The following is an 18,463-nucleotide window of genomic DNA, read 5'->3' as shown; positions in this document are numbered from 1 at the left end:
AATGACTAATGACTAATGACTACTTGTGAATTTGTTGTACGATTTCTGGATGAATTCCCATCTCGCTGGTGTAAGGTGCAAGAAATTCATGTGGGGATAGCTCGGTAGGATTAACAGCAACTGCTTGCTTTAGCACTTCAGCGCTGGCTACTTGCTGTTCTTGCATCCACTGTTCAAACTTTTGAGGAGTTTCGACAACAACTTGTGTCCTCATAGCACCGTGGTAAGGACCGCACAGTTCTGCACAGATGAGTGCATAATCTCCTTCTTTGCTTGGGGTAAAGCGAATTTCGGTCTGCCGACCGGGGATAACGTCTTGCTTCAGGCGAAACTCTGGCACCCAAAAGGCGTGAATAACATCGTTTGCTGTCATATTCATTTGCACTTCGCGCCCCATAGGAACGTGCAGTTCCCCAGAAGTAACACCTGTTTCAGGGTAGGTAAAAATCCAGGCGTACTGCAAAGCTGTGACGTTCACTACAAATTCGGGTGGTTTGCCTTCTTTTCCAGGAACAGGACCAATCGTGGGAGCAACACTCCCTATGCCGGGAGCATTCTGCTTTTGGGGAATTTGGTCAGCATTGCGGACTGATGCTGTGGCTGGGTCTTGCATTGCCTCATCAGATTTTTCCTGATTGAGGTTGGGTTCTGTGCTTGGGGGTGTATCACTTAAAGTTGCCGCTATAGCTGCCCCTGGTATTTTCATTGCTTGTGGGGTGACAGGAGCTTCATGCACAGCATGGGGATTGAAGCCGCCTATTTCATTGTAAACATCGAAACTGTAAACTGAAATACCAAGGACGATAATAGCCGGGATCGCCGTCCAGAGGATTTCTAGAGGTACGTTGCCCTCAACTGGTGGTCCGTCTGTATCGTCACCAGCACGCCGCCGATATTTAAAGGCACAGTATACCAGAACACCTTCGACAATTAGAAAGATACCTGTGGAGACGACCATCATCGCGTTGAACAGACCGTCCACTAGGGTGGCTTCCTCGGAGGCTGCTGTCGGCAGGAGACCATGATTTTGACCGTACCACAGGCTGACGAGGGTCAGCAAAATGCCAATGAGTAACGTCCAGATTGAACTTGGAATTTTCACGGGTTAAAGGAGTTAACGACTTTACTACGTTGCACAGAGCTGCTCACTCATTTACTACAGTAGTCCAGCCTAAAAGACATGGAGAGTTTAGGTGTAAAATTTTTATTAATTTTTAGGCTGATTTTTTTATTTTCAAACTATGTGCAGCTTTCAAGCTCCTCGACTTCTACAGGTCGAAGAGCTTAAAGACTATATGAGTTGTCTCAACATGAGGCAGAACAGATATTTACTCAGCAACACTCATTAAATCTTGTACTTCAGAAGTGGCTAATGTCGGTGCTTGAAAAAGACGGGAGTACAGACTTGATGGCTCCTGCTGGGCGATAACTGGCAGAACCTGACGGGCATGGGCGGCTACGACCATCGTTGTCCTATCATATGTCTGAGTCATCAACTTCGGATACAAGCCAATGCCGATGATGGGAAGCAACAGGCAAGCAGTGATAAACACCTCACGTGGCTTGGCATCCCCAAAATATTTCTCAATCACTAACTTTGAATTCTGTTGACCATAGAACACTTGGCGCAGTAGGTCAAGCAAATAAATAGGAGTTAAAATCAGCCCCACAGCTGCCAGCAGCAGCACCACAACATTGAAAGTAGGGCTGTAAACATCACTCGTTGTCATGCCCAAAAACACCATCAACTCACCAATAAAGCCACTCATCCCTGGTAACGCTAGAGAAGCCATTGCACCGGCAGTGAACAGAGCAAAGGTCTTAGGCATAACCTTCGCCAGTCCCCCCATTTCATCCATCATCAAGGTGTGGGTGCGTTCGTAAGTGACTCCAGCCAGGAAGAACAAGCTTGCGGCAATCAAACCGTGGGAAACCATTTGCAGCATGGCACCACTGATGCCAAGTTCTGTATAGGAGGCAATCCCAATCAGCACAAACCCCATGTGGGCAATGGAAGAGTAAGCCAAGCGGCGCTTGAGATTGGTTTGAGCAAAGGCACAGCAAGCACCGTAAATAATGTTTACCACACCTAAAATGACCAACACTGGGGCAAAGTAAACATGGGCATTGGGAAGCATTTCCACGTTGATGCGGATGAGCGCATAACCACCCATCTTCAACAACACGCCTGCCAAAATCATCGAAACAGGTGCTGAAGCCTCACCGTGAGCATCAGGGAGCCAAGTGTGTAGAGGGAAAATCGGCAGCTTCACACCAAAGGCAATCAAGAAACCTGCATAAGTTAGCAGTTCAAAAGCTTTGGGATATTGCCTCATCCCCAGAGTTGCCATATCGAAGGTGACGCTATCTCCAGAGAATGCCATTGCAAAGCCTGCTACCAAGATGAATATTGATGCAGCGGCAGTGTAGAGAATGAATTTGGTAGCTGCATAGCGCCGTTTTTGCCCTCCCCAGATGGAGATGAGTAAGTACACAGGAACGAGTTCTAGTTCCCACATCAGGAAGAACAACAGCAAATCCTGGGCAACAAACACGCCTATTTGAGCGCTGTACATCGCCAGCATCAAACCATAAAACAAGCGCGGTTTCTCAGTGACATTCCAAGCTGCCAAAATTGCCAAGGTCGTTATTACGCCTGTTAGCAGCACTAAAGGCATTGAGAGTCCATCGACCGCCACAGACCAATTCAAACCTAACTGGGGTATCCAGGGATAACTTTCAACTAGTTGTAATGTAGGGTTTTTTAAGTCGTAGTGCTTCCAAAAGGTATAGGTGATCAAGGCTATGTCTGCTATCCCTACTCCCAGAGCATACCAACGGAGAGTTTTCCCCTCTTTATCTGGAATGAATGGAATAGGCAAAGCAGCAAGTAGTGGAAAAAGAACAATTGTAGTTAGCCAGGGAAATTGATTAAGCATGGTTTTGTTTGCTCATTAATGAAAAATGCACATATGGCTTTCGCAGATTGATTCGAGCAACTACAGTTACAACTCTATGTGCAGTCGAGTTGTGTAGTCATCAAATTTGTTAAGAGCGCTATTCACGTTAGACGCAATTTGGGAATAGCCAAATTTTGTTAGGAAATGCAACCGCAAAGACAAAAAAGCTAGTAGTATCCCAAAGCGATACGCTGTCAAGGCAGTAGAAAAACTGTCTGTTGAGAAAAGAAGACTCATATTTTCACCGTCATGAAACACAGAACCGCAGCGTATTAAAAGGAGACTGGACAGAATTAAATTTGTACAAGCAACATTTTTGAGGTTATTCACCCTTGTGGTTTTAAGCCACTTTTGCGAAGGATTTGCGGATAAAAACTAAAAAATGATTACGGCTCTGCTTGGTATTTGTATGTGATAGACATTTGCTTATTATTGACCAGACCTACGTTTCTCTGCATCACGAAAATTTCACCTGCTACTTCAACTATGACTTCGTAAACCAGTGCGTTTTCTCCACGGGATTCTAAGTTGTTGTAGTGCATCATACTGCCTTTTTTTTGGGATTACTTTTGGTTTGACAACGACAAACTCAGCTACCTAACAGGTAACAAAGATTGTGAGATGTCTGTTGGTTAATCAAATCTCGTAGGGCAGATGCCAGGCGCCATAAACTTGGAGTATTAACCAAGTCACGCTGCTTGATTTATCGAACTTAATTTAAAGGATAAGCTTAAAGTAGTGACAAACTCGTGACAAAGTAGAAAGCTTTTTGAAAATAGACAGAATGTGCAATTTTACCTAATAAAAGTTTCATCCTCAGTTTCTAGAGGAATTCTAATTCTCCTATGAGTCAAGGAGGAAAGAATATTCTCTATAATGAGAAGGGCTTGAGGCAAGAAATATTGTGGTATCAGATAAACCATCTCCCAATATAGAGGAGAAAGGTTTTATCAGATCCGGAAAATGGGTGTAAAGCTACAACAATATTTAAGAAAAAATGAAACGAAGTTAGAGAAATAGCCATAAATGACAATCAACTCCGCACAAGTTGAAAAATATCTAAAGCTTCACGCTAAAAGTAGCTATGGTGATTCACAGTATAGTAGAGCCAATCTCAAACCTGGTAGATACGCTAAGGTGGAGAAGGGGAGGACACTTGCGTGCCAAGAGTTGTCCGAGCGGAGGTTTCCTGCGAAGCGCGTTAGCTCCGAAGCGGAGCGAGGCTCGGAACTATGCCCTAAGCCCTTTGGGCACTCTACGCAAACGCTAACGCGTAGCGTGCGCCTTTGGCGCTCAGCTCCTTCTTTAGGAGGCACGGAGGGTTCCCCCACCGTTGCACAGTGGAGGACAGTGCCGTGCGGGGGGAACCTTCGTTGAGGCAACTGTCCGTTCTGTTCAGTACTGACAAATATTGGAACGTAGATAGCTCTTAAAGAGCGGCAGAAGGTATCCTTCATGAGCGAATTTGTCCTAGAACAACAAAACATAACGACTGCGCCGCAGCAGGTTCCACAGGAACGAATTCGTCGCTTGGTGTGGAGAATGTGTGTAGCCACCCTGATTTTGATGGCAATAGGCAGTGCCACCCGTGTGATGAATGCTGGGCTTGCTTGCCCTGATTGGCCTTTGTGCTATGGGGAACTTGTGCCAACCAAGCAAATGAATTTCCAGGTTTTCTTGGAGTGGTTTCATCGGTTGGATGCGGCATTGATTGGTGTAAGCGCGATCGCACTTGTTGGATTGTCTTGGTGGCATCGTCGCTCTCTACCTAAATGGCTTCCTTGGGCATCGACATTCGCCCTATTTTTAATCGTTTTTCAAGGTGTCTTGGGCGGACTGACTGTAACTGAACTTTTGCGGTTTGATATAGTGACTGCCCACTTAGGAACAGCGCTGTTATTTTTCACGACGCTATTGGTCATCGGCACCGCACTCATTCCCTACCAAGGAACAGGAACCGTTGGTAACTTGCCGTATGTTGGTTTAACAGCAGCTATTTTGGTTTATCTGCAAAGTCTACTAGGTGCCTTGGTAGGTTCTCGCTGGGCGCTACACCAATGCTTTGGCATATCTCAACTGTGTGCTGTGATGTACAGTCATATTGCTGGTGTCGTGCCGCCAACAGTGGCAACATTAGCAGTCGTGTTTCTTTCTTGGCGTACACCAGCACTGCATCCTACTTTACGACGACTGGCAAATGTAGCAGCTGGGTTATTGATTATACAACTTATCTTAGGAGTTGCTACTTTCCGGTTGCATCTTCAAGTCGAACCACTCACCGTCTCTCACCAAGCTGTAGGAGCGGCTTTGCTAGGTACTTTAGTCGTTTTCACAGTTCTAGCACTGCGCGACTGGGCGACTAGTCGTGGGATCAACGCTACCAGCATCAGTATCGAAGCAAGCACTACAAGCGAACAAGCAACTGGATTGAATCCATAACGTAGGAAAACGTAGGAAAAGTTAGGAGTAACTCATGTACAGACGCGCTCTGATCAAAGCGTCTGTACAGCTCTGTGCCAATTTGAACAGAGCAACTTATTAAGTTGTTGAACAAAGGAAATAGTGCCAAAATGATTGAGACTAATGTCTCTCGCCACCATCAAACATTTCTACAAGTTATTCAAAGCTACTACCAGCTAACAAAGCCTAGGATTATCCCTTTGCTACTCATTACTACTGCTGGAAGTATGTGGATTGCAGCTAAGGGAGAGGTGAACCCATTGCTGTTGCTAGTTACTCTTACTGGTGGCACTTTGGCAGCTGCTAGCGCCCAGACGATTAACTGTGTCTATGACCGAGATATTGATTATGACATGGAGCGCACGCGCCATCGTCCTCTGCCTTCCGGTAGAATCCAGTCGCGAGATGCTCTGATTTTTGCTAGCGCTTTGGCTGTCGTTTCCTTTACCTTACTTTCCGTATTTGCCAACCTACTAGCCGCCCTGCTAGCAATGTCGGGCATTGTGTTCTATGTACTAATTTATACGCATCTCTTAAAACGCCATAGCACTCAAAATATTGTGATTGGTGGGGCAGCAGGTGCAATTCCGGCATTGGTAGGTTGGGCTGCTGTGACAGGTACGTTAAGTTGGGCAGCATGGTTAATCTTTGCGATTGTCTTTTTGTGGACACCGCCTCATTTTTGGTCGCTTGCTTTGATGATTCGGGATGATTACGCAAAAGTTGGCGTACCAATGCTACCAGTGGTAGAAGGGACTACAGTAACAGTACGCCAGATTTGGATCTACACCCTAATTACGGTAGCAGCAACGTTTTTACTGGTTTATCCCTTACAGGTAAGTGGGATTGTCTATGGGACAGTTGCCTTATGGCTAGGGGGACTATTTACTTACAAAGCTTGGCAATTGTTGCAAAATCCAGAAGACCGTAACTTAGCTAAAGGGCTATTTCTCTTTTCCATCTCATACATGATGTTGTTGTGTCTTGCCATGGTAGTTGATAGCCTTCCCATCACTCATCATGTGATTGACGTTGTGGTAGATAAGGTGCATCTACTTGTAGGCTAAGACTTAGCTGTAAATTTTGGCGATCGCCTAAAGGGCGATCGCTCTACACCATATTGACTTTTGAGGAAGTAAAATCCACGCCTCTGCATAAGTCGATTTCGCTTCCACCTATTAATAATTAGTCTGCTCATGGCTGGAAAATAAGATAACCTCCCCCCTTAACATGAAGGCAAGGGGGTTTTTATTTTTGCCCTCCTCCATAGAAGACCTCCGCCAAATTCACAGTAGTTGCAATAACAACACGTCATTCCAAGAGACGCTCTCCAACTTGCAAAAAAATAAATCGTTGATTTCTGGAAACGCAAGCAGACGCGTTGAGGATATATATATCGACGAACACAAATTACAAAATTGAGGAGAAAACAATGAAAACAGTTTTAAATTTCATTTATCGCTTAATTGGTCTAGAAACTGAAGAATCACGGCTTACCGATTCGTATAAGTAGTCCCGAGCAACCAAGCCCCTTAATTATCTCAATTGTGCGTATGCTACAGAGAAAATGAAACTGCTGTAAAAAATTTGGAATTTTGAACCTTCCTATCTGGATAAGCAAATTGTGTCTGTGTGAAGTTGCGCCATTTCCTTCTATCAAATATCACCCCCCAACAGTCAGATAGCGCTTTTGCTAACGTGGTGATATAGGGTTCGTCGCCCTTCCTAGTCAGAGGTTGGGTGAAAGAGGTTTAATATGGCTCATTTAAATCTGCGTCGTCCGCAAAATGTCAGTGGCGATTTTTATGTCGATACTTCCTGCATTGATTGTGATACCTGCCGCTGGATGGCCCCAGAGGTGTTTACGGAAGATGATGAACAGTCGGCGGTGTATCACCAACCAACTAACGAAAAGGAAAGATTGGCAGCACTCCAAGCTCTTTTAGCTTGCCCCACCAGTTCTATTGGTACAATTGAAAAGCATCAAGATGTTAAAATTGCTCAACTGAGTTTTCCTATTGCTGTAGAGGATAATGTCTACCATTGCGGCTACCACTCGGAAAATTCCTACGGTGCTGCTAGCTACTTTATTCAGCGACCTGAAGGTAACATTCTGATAGATTCCCCTCGATTTACGCCGCCACTAATACAGCGTTTGGAAGAGATGGGGGGAATTCGTTATATGTACCTGACTCACAGAGATGATGTGGCAGATCATCAAAAGTTTGCTGAACATTTTCAGTGCGATCGCATTCTCCACAAAGATGACATCTCTGCTGGTACTCGCAGTGTAGAAATTCAGCTGACAGGGACAGAACCATTTGAGTTTGCTCCCGATGTATTAATTATCCCGGTTCCTGGGCACAGCAAAGGACACACCGTTCTACTTTACAATAAAAAATTTCTGTTTACTGGCGACCATCTTGCTTGGTCTGAGAGACTCAAGCAACTAATTGCTTTCCGCGATTACTGCTGGTACTCTTGGTCAGAACAGATTAAATCCATGCATAAGCTAGCTCATTACTCTTTTGAGTGGGTTCTACCTGGTCATGGTCGCAGGTATCATGGTGATGCTGAAACGATGCGTCAGCAAATGCACAAGTGTCTTGAGTTGATGGAAACTGTTTAAATCAGTCAATTCTAAATCTGTAGGGTGCGCTCAGGTAGTGTAACGCACCTTACCCAAAATTTATCCGTGAGGATTTACAATCCTTGCCAAATATTGACTCTTCTGTCAAATCCACCACTGGCAAGCTTTGTGCCATCAGGACTAAAGGCTATAGCGCTCACCCAGTCTGTATGTCCGTAAAGTGTATTTAATAACTCGCCTGACGGTAAATTCCACAACTTAATTCCATCTCTACCAGCACTTGCAAGAGTTTGTCCGTTTGGGTTGATAGCAATAGCATTGACCCAACTGTTGTGTCCTGTCAGGGTGCTAACTAATTCTCCGGTGGTGACATTCCAGAGTTTAATCGTGCGATCGCGGCTAGCACTAATCAAGGTATTGCCATCTGGGGTAAACGCTAGTTTAGTGACTGTATTGGAGTGTGCGGCTGGAACTGTACGGATTAATTTTCCAGTCCCCAAATCCCATAGTTTAATGACACCAATGTTGTCACCACTTGCTAGAGTCTGACCGTCAGGACTAATTGCCAGTGTATAAATCAGGTTATCAAAGCGTGTTAGAGTAGCAAGTGGGCGCTGCTGTAGCAAATCCCACATCCGAATCCCGTCTAATGCACCGCTGACGAGAACTTTACCATTTGGAGTGACTGCTAAGGAGAGCACATTGCTCGTATGACCTACAAAGGAGCGGGTAAATTTATTGTTTTTCAGGTTCCACAGGTTAATGGTGTTGTCGTCACTGCAACTAGCAAGAGTTTGACCATCTGGCGAAATGATCATAGATTCTACCGCTGTTTTATGTGCTCTGCTGATAATTCCAGTCCTTTTGCCAGTTGTTGTATCCCACAAACGAATGACACCATCGTTTTGGGAGCCACCGCTGACAAGAGTGCGGCTATCTGGAGTGAAGGCAAGGGATGTAATAGTTCCCAAATGCTCTGTTAGAGTGTAAATCAGTTGTGGATTAGCAAAGCTCGTGGTAGGTTGGGCGACAGGTATAATTTGAGCCTGAGCAGGGATGGCAGATGGTATTCGGATCAGGGGAGCAATGGCAACAGCACCTGCTACGCTCATAAACATCATAAAATTTTTGGCACTGGTCATCTGAGAATCAGGACGGTTCGCCTTTTTGATTTGGGAATTGTGAGAGTTATTCATGATATTTCAAATATCTCAAACTAGCCTGTACCAAATTTTAGGGCGGGAAAGCCCCGCCCGGAAATGTAGATACTGATGCTAAAGGTAGCAAAGCCGACTGCGTTATAAATAGACATTTCCTAAAAACAATGTAGAGACGCGCCATAGCTCGTCTCTACAAGGGTTATGGACAACGCACAATTAATTTCTGGAGATGTCTAATGGTTCTCTTAGTAACTATGTAACCGCCTCATCTCAAATCTCAGATACAAAAACTACTGATATGGCGGCTTTTTCTTAGAAACACTCAGCATGGGTAAAGCAGAACTTGACGAGCGGGAAGGCAGGTAATGTTGCACCACTGGCTCCTCAGGTAGGGGTTGGCGCTGCTGGGTACGCCACCACTTGTAAGCTAGCGTTACCCCTGCTGTTCCCAAGCCAAAAGCGAACAACGACCAGCTATCATCAAATCCACCAATTAATGCATCTACGACTCCCATCGTAATCAATACACTGATGAGTGGTTCTTTACGGTAGATTGACTTCAAAAAACGAGGAAAGACAGCATTCATCACAGCTTGGTTGGTTCCTGTTCACCTTTTGTGTAAATTTACTGAGAATACCTCACCTGCAATTGGCGCTTTTGATGAGAGCCTCTATGATCATTATACTTTTCTTAAGTAGAGGAGGGTGTAGGGGTGTGAGGGTGTATAACGATTCAAAATTTAAAATTATTTTTTTGACTTTAATTTTTGTACATCCTTACTCCCTGCAAAGGCTTAATTAAGTCAAAACCAGCTGGGATATCCAACTGGTTCGAGCTTCTTGTTATTTATATCGTACAATTAGCACTCTTGTGCCTTGAGAAAAGTTTATCTAAGACCGAGCCATGATAACACGCCTTGGTTGGTGACGTATTCAATCACCACCATAATCATGAAGCCAACCATAGCAGCTCGACCATTCAAACGTTCAGCATATTCATTAAACCCGAACTTTGGCTCCTCCAGTTTGGGAGTCACGCTCGGCTGTGGTTGTGTCATCATTGGGAACCTCTTTTTGGCAAATGAACTTTTAACTAAATATCTAAGTGACAACACACCTTGAAATCTCAAGCAGGATTGCCACTGTTTACATTTATTTACGATTCTTTGTTTATTGTAGAAGTACTTTGGCAATCATCAAGAACAAAAGTTTTGAAGTACATTATGTGGTATAAGAGGAAGTTCAGTAGTCCCGTGTTTCGAGTACTAAGCCCGAAAGAAAGTCTTGAGTTTTGAGCAATGAGGAGCCAGCATTCACCACTGTCTTTGCCCTCAGGACTTTTCACTCAGAATGACTTATGAAATTCGTAGTCTCTGATTCAAAAGACTAGGGATGAGACTGACAAACTATAGCTACATAAAAATTCATAAGAGGCAGTAAATGGAAATTGGTGTTCCTAAAGAAACGAAGGATCAAGAGTTTCGGGTTGGGTTAAGTCCTTCTAGTGTACGAGTCTTACAGGAAAATGGTCATACAGTTTTCGTAGAAACTCAAGCAGGTCTTGGTGCTGGCTTTACAGATGATGACTACACAAGCGCTGGCGCTCAGATAGTTACCACCCCAGATGCTGCTTGGAACCGCCAACTCGTTATTAAAGTCAAAGAACCACTCGAGCTTGAGTATAAATTTTTGCAGAAGGAGCAAATTTTGTTTACCTATCTGCATTTAGCAGCAGACAGAAAGTTAACCGAACATCTGATTGATTGCGGTGTGACGGCGATCGCCTACGAAACCGTAGAACAACCAGGAAACAACAAATTACCTCTGCTCACTCCCATGAGCATTATTGCGGGTCGCTTATCGGTACAATTTGGGGCAAGGTTCCTAGAGCGCCAGCAAGGTGGTAGAGGGGTTTTGTTGGGCGGTGTTCCCGGAGTCAGACCAGGCAAAGTCGTGATTTTGGGTGGCGGTGTCGTGGGTACAGAAGCCGCTAAAATTGCTGTGGGTATGGGTGCTGCTGTCCAGATTATAGATGTTAATGTCGAGCGCCTAGCCTATCTAGAAAGCTTATTTGGTTCTAGAGTAGAACTACTTTACAGCAACTCCGCCCATATTGAAACCGCAGTCAAAGACGCTGACTTGCTCATTGGTGCTGTTTTAGTACCGGGACGCAGAGCACCCATCCTTGTATCACGCAATTTGGTTAAACAAATGCGTCCTGGTTCTGTGATAGTCGATGTTGCTGTTGACCAAGGCGGTTGCGTGGAAACTTTACACCCCACATCCCACACGAATCCTGTCTATCTTGAAGAGGGTGTGGTACATTATGGTGTCCCTAATATGCCAGGGGCAGTCCCTTGGACTTCCACCCAAGCACTGAACAATAGCACTCTACCATATGTATTGCAGTTAGCGAATTTGGGTATAAAGGCACTGGCAAATAACCAAGCATTAGCCAAAGGTTTGAACGTACAAGATCATCGCTTAGTTCATCCGGCTGTGCAAGAGGTTTTTCCTGACTTGGTGGCGTAGTTAGTTATCAGTTTACGATAAATAGTGACTATGTCACTTACAAAATGGATGCTAACCAGTGAATATTGAACAACTAATAATTGTACACTATTAAAGTGGACAGTTGCGTTGCGCCATTTTTGCTATTGCATTAATCAAGTTAGCTGGTTCTACTGGCTTGGTTACGTACATCTGAAAGCCAGACTCCAATGCTCGCGTACAATCTTGTTCTCTGACATAGGCTGTCAAGGCAATAGCTGGTATATGCCCTCCTATCTCAGGTTCCAGGTTTCTCACTTCACGAATTAAGGTGTAGCCGTCCTCCTCTGGCATTCCAATATCACTTACCAGGACATCAGGTAGCGATTTTTCGATGGCTGAAAGTGCTTGTCGTACTGAAGCAACAGATGTCACTGTAGCCCCAAATTGTTGCAACATGGTAGTGACGAAATCTCGTGTATCGGTATCGTCATCAACGACGAGCACCTGCAAATCCTTAAGGGGAGAGCGATGAGGGGATGAGGTGACGAGGTGATGAGGTGTTCCCGTAGCGTCTTTGTTCGGCCTAGCCGTGCTGCAGGCATAGGATGGGGAAAGGTTTTTCTCCACACCACCCCATTGCCCCCCAACCCCAACGCCAGTCGCCTCAAGCTCGGAAACTTCCGCACGGTGAGACAGCGAGCAGTGCCTCGCTCCGCGAGGAGCTACCGCTAACGGAGGAGGGTTTCCCTCATGTAGAAACTGCGGCGCAGCAGGAGGGTTTCCCGACCCAGGCGACTGCGTTGGCGCAGCCTCTCCGTTCGCCGTAGGTGTGCCGTAGGCATAGGAAATACCCGAAGGGTGCTGGCTCCTTCCTGAAGACCCCAAACCCTCCACCTCCCTATCTCCCTCTACTTCGCCTACGACCCAGCCCCCCCTCTCCCCCTCCTTTTTTGCTGTCCCTGTTTCTACAAGCGGCAGCTTCACGGTAAAAGTTGCTCCCTGTCCTACTCCGGGACTTTCGGCATGAACGCTACCCCCATGCATTTCCACTAGATAACGTACAATTGCTAGTCCTAGTCCCAGCCCACCTTGGTTTCTGGTAATGCTACCATCAGCTTGACGAAAACGGTCAAAAACATGGGGAAGAAAATCTGGGCTGATGCCACTACCTGTATCGCTTACCTGAAGCAGTACTGAGGAACTTTTTGCCTGGGCGAGTTCTCCTCCTATTAACTCCTGAGGTTGCTGTGGGCTAATGAGTTTTGAGCTAGACTCTGAACTCAGGACTGGGAACTCAGGACTGATTAACAGCCGCACTTCAACCTTTCCGCCTTCGGGTGTGAACTTAAGCGCATTATTTAGTAAATTCCAAACAACTTGCTGCAAGCGGTTTATATCGCCAAAAACGAGAAAGGGAGAGGGCGCTGCCTGTGATGGAGTGACTTGTTCTGCCAATCTCTCCATCTCCCCATCTCCCGACCTCCCATTCTCTTGGGCGGCGGGTTCAATGACATACCCAAGTTGAATATTTTTTGCCTCAGCTTCTGGGCGCACGCTATTGACAACTGTTGAAATGACAGATGTTAAGTTAACCGGACAGAGATTCAAATGCAGCTTGCCACGTATAATCCGCGAGACATCTAAAATATCGTCAATGAGTTGTGCCTGTAAAGAAGCGTTGCGTTCAATTGTTTCTAAGGCGCGAGCAATGGCTTTTTCATCAAATTTTCGCTGGCGCAGCAGTCTAGACCAACCTAGTATTGAAGTTAAGGGTGTACGAAGTTCGTGGGAAAGGGTTGCTAAAAACTCGTCCTTGAGGCGGTTTGCTGTCTCAGCCTCTTGTCGTGCTGTTTGTTCGCGGATTAACTTGATGTGTTCTTCTTCTGCTTGTTTGCGCTCCGTAATATCTTCTATTGTGCCAACATAACCAATGACTTCGCCTTGATCACAGAGCATCGGAGATGAGGACATATGAACCCAACGCTCAATTCCTGCAGGGGTCAGTGTGCGAAATTCTCCCGTGTATTCCTCACCTTCACTGGATACGGCATACCAGTCGGCAATAATCCGTTCTCGGTCTTGTGGATGAATTGCACGCGTCCAACCGTCGCCTAAGCTCTCCTCAAGCGTCATACCGTAGATTGCTTGATAGCGTGGGTTAATATATGTACATCGACCTAATGTATCTGTTAGAAAAATTCCTACTGGCGAGCAAGCACTTAAAGAGCGAAACATCTCTTCACGCTTTCTTAGTTCGCCATTCATTGCTGCTAGTTGTGCCGCTTGTCGCTTGACCTCATTCGTTTTCTGGAACAGATCAACAAATGCCGCTACCTTGGATTTTAAAATTTCTGGCTCTATGGGCTTGAAGAGGTAGTCCACAGCCCCAAGGGAATAACCTTTATACACCATCTTGTCGCTGGTGCTATAGGCTGTGAGAAAAATAATTGGCGTATAACGCGATCGCTCTCGCTGTCGAATGAGTGTTGCTGTCTCGAACCCATCCATATCTGGCATCTGCACATCCAGCAGAATGACCGCAAAATCCTGATTGAGCAAACATCGCAGGGCTTCCGCACCGGATGTCGCCCTCACCAAATTTTGACCCAGGCTTTCTAAAATTGCCTCTAGGGCTAATAAATTTTCTGGATGGTCATCTACCAACAGGACGTTTACTTTCGGTTCAAATGACATTTTTATCTGTATGCTTTAAGAAAGATATTAAGGCGTTTTCACGTCTTTCTATAGACTGTGACGCTTGCGCTTATTCTATTCCCACTATCTTAAGTTAGAAATTTCTCTGTTGTTAATAGTGATATTTTAGAGCTTCTTTCTATGAAGAATTAGACAAGAATTCTCTCAAAAAGTACAAATTTTCAGTAAGAAAGGGGCAATTTCTACCAAAGGTAGAACTTTATCAACGACACCAGCTGCTATTGCCGCTTGAGGCATTGTCGGACATACTGCTGTTGAAGGTTCCTCTACCACAGTTTTGCCGCCGCGTACCTTGATTTTTTTCATTCCTTCAGTACCATCCTGATTCGCTCCTGTCAAGAGTACACCAAGCAATTTTTCTGCATAAGCATCCGCTGCGGTTTCAAATAGCACATCTATTGACGGTCGCGAATAAGTCACAGGAGCATCAATAGACAAGGAAAAGTAAGGATAAGGAACCGTGTCACTTTTGGCTTCTACCATCAAATGATAATCTGCTGGAGCTACATAGATGTAACCAGGCACGATTTCTTCTTTATCTTGAGGCTCCATAACAACCAAACCAGTATGCTGCTGCAATATGACTCTCAATTTATTGTCCGAAGTTTTGTGACGATGTTGGACAATTGCTATAGGTACTGGGAAGTTTGTTGGTAATCCACCCAGCAAGACTTCAAGGGCGTGTAACCCTCCTAAGGAGGCACCGACAACAATGAGTTGACAAGTCATTCTAATACTAGAGATTATAAAACTTTATAATTGTTCATTTCAGCATTCAGCATTCATAATTCATCATTTTACCAAATTCTCCGGTAAAGTTTTTCCCCACTTTCTAACTCCTCATAGTCTTTCTCATGCGGAGTGAACTTGAGCGTTTCCTGACGTCCCAAACCTAAAATTCCAAACTTAACAAAGCTTTCATAAAAAAGATTATGAACCCTTACTTGTAACGATTGATTAAAGTAAATTAAGACATTGCGACAAAAAATAATATTAAATTCATTAAAGGAATTATCTGTAGCCAAATTATGCTGTGAGAAAACCATATTTTCTTTAAGATATGAAGAAAATATAGCATTATTGTATGCTGCTGTATAATACTCTGAAAAAGATTTTTTTCCACCTGCTTGTAAATAGTTATGAGTATAACCTTTCATCAATTCAAGTGGAAAAATTCCAGCTTTAGCTTTTCGTAATACCATGTCGTTGATATCAGTAGCGTACAATCGGCAACGGTGATAAAGCCCCTCTTCATGTAGTAAAATTGCCATAGAATAAACTTCCTCACCAGTGGAACATCCAGCGTGCCAAATACGAATAAAAGGATAAGTTCGTAAGAGTGGCACCACTTTTTTTCTAAATGTTAGAAAAAAGCTAGGGTCACGAAACATACTCGTTACGTTAACCGAGAGAGCATACAAAAATCTCTCCATACATTCGGGGTTATGGAGAACTTTTTCTTGCAGTCCTGAAACACTGGTTAAGCCTTCAGCTTGAATTATGTTCCAAATGCGCCGTTTGAGTGAAGCCAAAGCATAATTTCTAAAATCAAACCCGTAGTAACGATATATCCCTTCTAATAGCAATTGAATTTCAATATCTTCGAGCTGCTCCCTTTGCATATAGATATCTAATTATGGTAGCTGCCCAACAAGCTCAACCGTTCCCCCAGTCCCTATCTTGTTAACAGAGTATAGGCTTGTGGGTGGGGTCATGGGCTGGCGCAACATTTATAGTGGTTTTCATTTGTATTCAATATAGCTCTTGTGGGGCGGGTATTTTGCCAACCATAATTAAGGACAGGCGAAACGCCCTTCCCATAATAAAGCCCGAACAGTGAGAAGATTGGAGCGCGCGCCCCATGCTTCTCACTGCAAAAACGTACTATCAGAATTAATTGGGAAGGTCAAAGCGGTTCACACAAGACGCAATGACAATCATCACCCAACTGAACCTACAGACAAATAATCTATTGGTTTAGAATCATTGGAGACCTTTTGAACACTGAATTCATCAATACAGAATGATTGAAAATGCTCTGTAATATCAGTGCCACAACAATATTAAATTTTTACTTAACAATCTAAAATGGGCAGTACAGGACTCGAACCTGTGACATCCTGCTTGTAAGGCAGGCGCTCTACCAACTGAGCTAACCGCCCGGTCTTGTACACAAGAACTTATGTTAGCACATAAATTCTCAGAACGCGATAGTATTTTTGAGAAAATTTTTTCTGCCCGATGCCCAATCCCTTCTATGCTGTCCTGTGTATTGAATTGACTGCCTATTGACTAGCAATGGCTGGGAAAATTTTGAATGAGTGAATTTTGAATTGCTTATGCCCTCTGGTCGGACTCACGATCGCATTACTTTATGGGCTTTGCCGTTCGTGACTGGCGTCACTTTCTGGCAAACCAACAGCGGTAACTTAACTTTGTTAGTTGCCGGTGGGTTTCTGTTGGGAGGGCTGATGTTCGGTCCTGACTTGGATATTTACTCCCGCCACTACCAACGGTGGGGTTTCTTGCGCTTTATTTGGCTACCTTATCAAAAAAGCCTGCGCCATCGTTCTTTTTTATCTCACGGACCAATCATCGGCACGACACTACGTGTATTTTATCTGGGCAGCTTCATAGCGATCGTAGGAATTTTCACTTTGTTCGTTGTTCAAAAGCTGTGGAATTTTCAGTTAAATTGGCAGACTGTAGGCGCAACTGTTACACACACGCTCAATCTCTACAGTACGGAGTTTCTCGTCCTATTTTTAGGGTTGGAACTTGGTGCTATGAGCCATTCTCTCAGCGACTGGGGCGGTTCAGCATACAAGCGTTTCCAAAAGCAGGGAGTTCGCGGATTGCTGCCGCCACGTGCGAAAATGAAGAAACGTAAAGTGACAAATCGCGGTAGTAGTAGGGGTAAAGTAAAAGCAAGAAATAGCCGCGCAAAGTCATAAAATAGGGCGAGCTAGAAGCCTACCCCACAAGAATCATAAATGTATTGTGAGGTGGGTATGCTGTCCACCACAACAGAGTAAGATTTTGAACCGCAGAGGACGTAGCGAAAAGTTGTGAGGAGGAGCCAGCACTGCAGGCGGGTTTCCCGCCGTAGGTGACTGGCGTTGGTTAGCCCAACCTAGCAAACCTTTCAAGACAGAGGACGGAGAGTTTTTATTAATTATGGAAACGAATCAAACCCAGAGGAAAGCTGAGACTTTGGCGGCGTTAGAAGAATTGATTAATGTGGTGGCAAAGTTGCGATCCCCGGATGGGGGTTGTCCGTGGGATTTGGCGCAAACGCCCGAAACGCTGACACCATATGTGATAGAAGAAGCTTACGAAGTGGTAGACGCTATCAAGAGTGGGGATAAAGACGCTATTGCTGAAGAACTGGGTGACTTACTGTTACAAGTTGTCCTACAATCACAAATTGCTAGCGAATACGGAGAATTTTCGTTCAAGGAAGTAGCCGAAGGCATTTCACAAAAGCTGATTCGCCGTCATCCTCATGTCTTTGGTGATGTGTCGGTGCAAAGCGTTGATGAAGTGCGGCAAAACTGGGAACAAATTAAAGCTGCGGAAAAAGGAGAACTATCGCCAGAGAGTCAAAAACTCAGTCGCAAGCTAGGTGGCTATGTACGTAAGCTTCCCCCGTTGGTAGCGACGATGAAGATTTCTCAAAAGGCGGCGGCTGCTGGATTTGAGTGGGACAATATTGATGGGGTATGGGACAAATTTAATGAGGAATTGACGGAATTTCAGCAGGCGTTAGCTCACGAAACACCAGAACGACAACAAGCTGAGTTAGGTGATTTACTATTTTCTGTTGTTCAGCTTGCCCGTTGGTATAATCTCGACCCGGAAGCAGCTTTGCAAGGCACAAATCAGCGCTTTGTTCAGCGTTTGCAAAAAATGGAAGCTTTTGCTGACCGTCCCCTTTCTGATTACACTTTAGAGGAATTAGAAACTCTGTGGCAACAAGCTAAAGCCCGACTTGCACAAGAGGAGTAGGGGGAGTAGGGGAAGAAAACTAATGACGAGTAACTAATAACGATAGGATTGGGGAAAGGCATAGATTGATGTGATTT

At 44.7% G+C, this 18,463-nt stretch carries 15 protein-coding genes and 1 tRNA gene; 6 read left to right on the top strand and 10 right to left on the bottom strand.

Annotated elements, in window-relative coordinates; genetic code table 11:
- Positions 1–19 precede the first annotated feature (19 nt).
- From MAS10914_RS0110105 to MAS10914_RS34060, 3 genes are all read right to left on the bottom strand, one after another.
- Positions 20–1,102, bottom strand: coding sequence for a cytochrome c oxidase subunit II (locus tag MAS10914_RS0110105; protein ID WP_017315814.1), 1,083 nt, complete (start codon positions 1,100–1,102; stop codon positions 20–22).
- A gap of 226 nt (positions 1,103–1,328) precedes the next feature.
- Positions 1,329–2,939: an NAD(P)H-quinone oxidoreductase subunit 4 gene (locus tag MAS10914_RS0110100; protein ID WP_017315813.1), complete on the bottom strand. Its 1,611-nt coding sequence runs from the start codon at positions 2,937–2,939 to the stop codon at positions 1,329–1,331.
- A 407-nt stretch (positions 2,940–3,346) separates the two neighbouring features.
- Entirely contained in the window at positions 3,347–3,505 is a 159-nt protein-coding gene (locus tag MAS10914_RS34060) for a hypothetical protein (protein ID WP_156818125.1), read from the bottom strand.
- A 910-nt stretch (positions 3,506–4,415) separates the two neighbouring features.
- Between MAS10914_RS34060 and MAS10914_RS0110085 the strand changes: the two genes are divergently transcribed.
- The 3 genes from MAS10914_RS0110085 (at position 4,416) to MAS10914_RS0110075 (ending at position 8,049) form a co-directional block, all read left to right on the top strand.
- Entirely contained in the window at positions 4,416–5,399 is a 984-nt protein-coding gene (locus MAS10914_RS0110085; protein WP_017315810.1) for a COX15/CtaA family protein, read from the top strand.
- 131 nt (positions 5,400–5,530) lie between these two features.
- Positions 5,531–6,487: a heme o synthase gene (locus MAS10914_RS0110080; RefSeq protein ID WP_017315809.1), complete on the top strand. Its 957-nt coding sequence runs from the start codon at positions 5,531–5,533 to the stop codon at positions 6,485–6,487.
- A gap of 689 nt (positions 6,488–7,176) precedes the next feature.
- On the top strand, positions 7,177–8,049 hold the full coding sequence (locus tag MAS10914_RS0110075) for an MBL fold metallo-hydrolase (protein WP_017315808.1): 873 nt from the start codon (positions 7,177–7,179) through the stop codon (positions 8,047–8,049).
- A gap of 74 nt (positions 8,050–8,123) precedes the next feature.
- On the opposite strand, the gene MAS10914_RS0110070 is transcribed toward MAS10914_RS0110075, so the two are convergent.
- From MAS10914_RS0110070 to MAS10914_RS34055, 3 genes are all read right to left on the bottom strand, one after another.
- Positions 8,124–9,206: a WD40 repeat domain-containing protein gene (locus MAS10914_RS0110070; protein WP_017315807.1), complete on the bottom strand. Its 1,083-nt coding sequence runs from the start codon at positions 9,204–9,206 to the stop codon at positions 8,124–8,126.
- 254 nt (positions 9,207–9,460) lie between these two features.
- Positions 9,461–9,757, bottom strand: a complete 297-nt coding sequence (locus MAS10914_RS0110065) for a hypothetical protein (protein ID WP_017315806.1) — start codon at positions 9,755–9,757, stop codon at positions 9,461–9,463.
- Between the two features lie 300 nt (positions 9,758–10,057).
- Complete coding sequence (locus tag MAS10914_RS34055) at positions 10,058–10,228, bottom strand: chlorophyll a/b-binding protein (RefSeq protein ID WP_026082455.1); 171 nt, start codon at positions 10,226–10,228, stop codon at positions 10,058–10,060.
- Between the two features lie 382 nt (positions 10,229–10,610).
- Here MAS10914_RS34055 and ald point away from each other — a divergent pair, with 382 nt between their 5' ends.
- Positions 10,611–11,702, top strand: a complete 1,092-nt coding sequence (ald, locus tag MAS10914_RS0110055; protein ID WP_017315804.1) for an alanine dehydrogenase — start codon at positions 10,611–10,613, stop codon at positions 11,700–11,702.
- 90 nt (positions 11,703–11,792) lie between these two features.
- Here ald and MAS10914_RS29910 read toward each other — a convergent pair whose 3' ends face one another.
- The 4 genes from MAS10914_RS29910 to MAS10914_RS0110035 all read right to left on the bottom strand — a co-directional run bounded on the left by MAS10914_RS29910 (position 11,793) and on the right by MAS10914_RS0110035 (position 16,540).
- The gene (locus MAS10914_RS29910; RefSeq protein WP_017315803.1) at positions 11,793–14,357 is read right to left on the bottom strand and encodes a hybrid sensor histidine kinase/response regulator; all 2,565 of its coding nucleotides are present in this window, start codon (positions 14,355–14,357) and stop codon (positions 11,793–11,795) included.
- 165 nt (positions 14,358–14,522) lie between these two features.
- Positions 14,523–15,107, bottom strand: coding sequence for a chemotaxis protein CheB (locus tag MAS10914_RS0110045; RefSeq protein ID WP_017315802.1), 585 nt, complete (start codon positions 15,105–15,107; stop codon positions 14,523–14,525).
- 68 nt (positions 15,108–15,175) lie between these two features.
- On the bottom strand, positions 15,176–16,000 hold the full coding sequence (locus MAS10914_RS0110040; RefSeq protein WP_017315801.1) for a CheR family methyltransferase: 825 nt from the start codon (positions 15,998–16,000) through the stop codon (positions 15,176–15,178).
- 467 nt (positions 16,001–16,467) lie between these two features.
- Positions 16,468–16,540 (bottom strand) — tRNA-Val (locus tag MAS10914_RS0110035).
- A 177-nt stretch (positions 16,541–16,717) separates the two neighbouring features.
- On the opposite strand from MAS10914_RS0110035, the gene MAS10914_RS0110030 reads away from it, so the two are divergent.
- Entirely contained in the window at positions 16,718–17,332 is a 615-nt protein-coding gene (locus tag MAS10914_RS0110030; RefSeq protein ID WP_017315800.1) for a metal-binding protein, read from the top strand.
- A gap of 223 nt (positions 17,333–17,555) precedes the next feature.
- Entirely contained in the window at positions 17,556–18,386 is an 831-nt protein-coding gene (gene mazG / locus MAS10914_RS0110025; RefSeq protein WP_017315799.1) for a nucleoside triphosphate pyrophosphohydrolase, read from the top strand.
- Positions 18,387–18,463 lie beyond the last annotated feature (77 nt).

This window comes from Mastigocladopsis repens PCC 10914, from assembly GCF_000315565.1.
In the GTDB taxonomy this organism is placed as follows: Bacteria; Cyanobacteriota; Cyanobacteriia; order Cyanobacteriales; family Nostocaceae; genus Mastigocladopsis; species Mastigocladopsis repens.
Note: the sequence above shows the minus strand (reverse complement) of the source record. Positions and strands in the feature narration are given on the sequence as shown.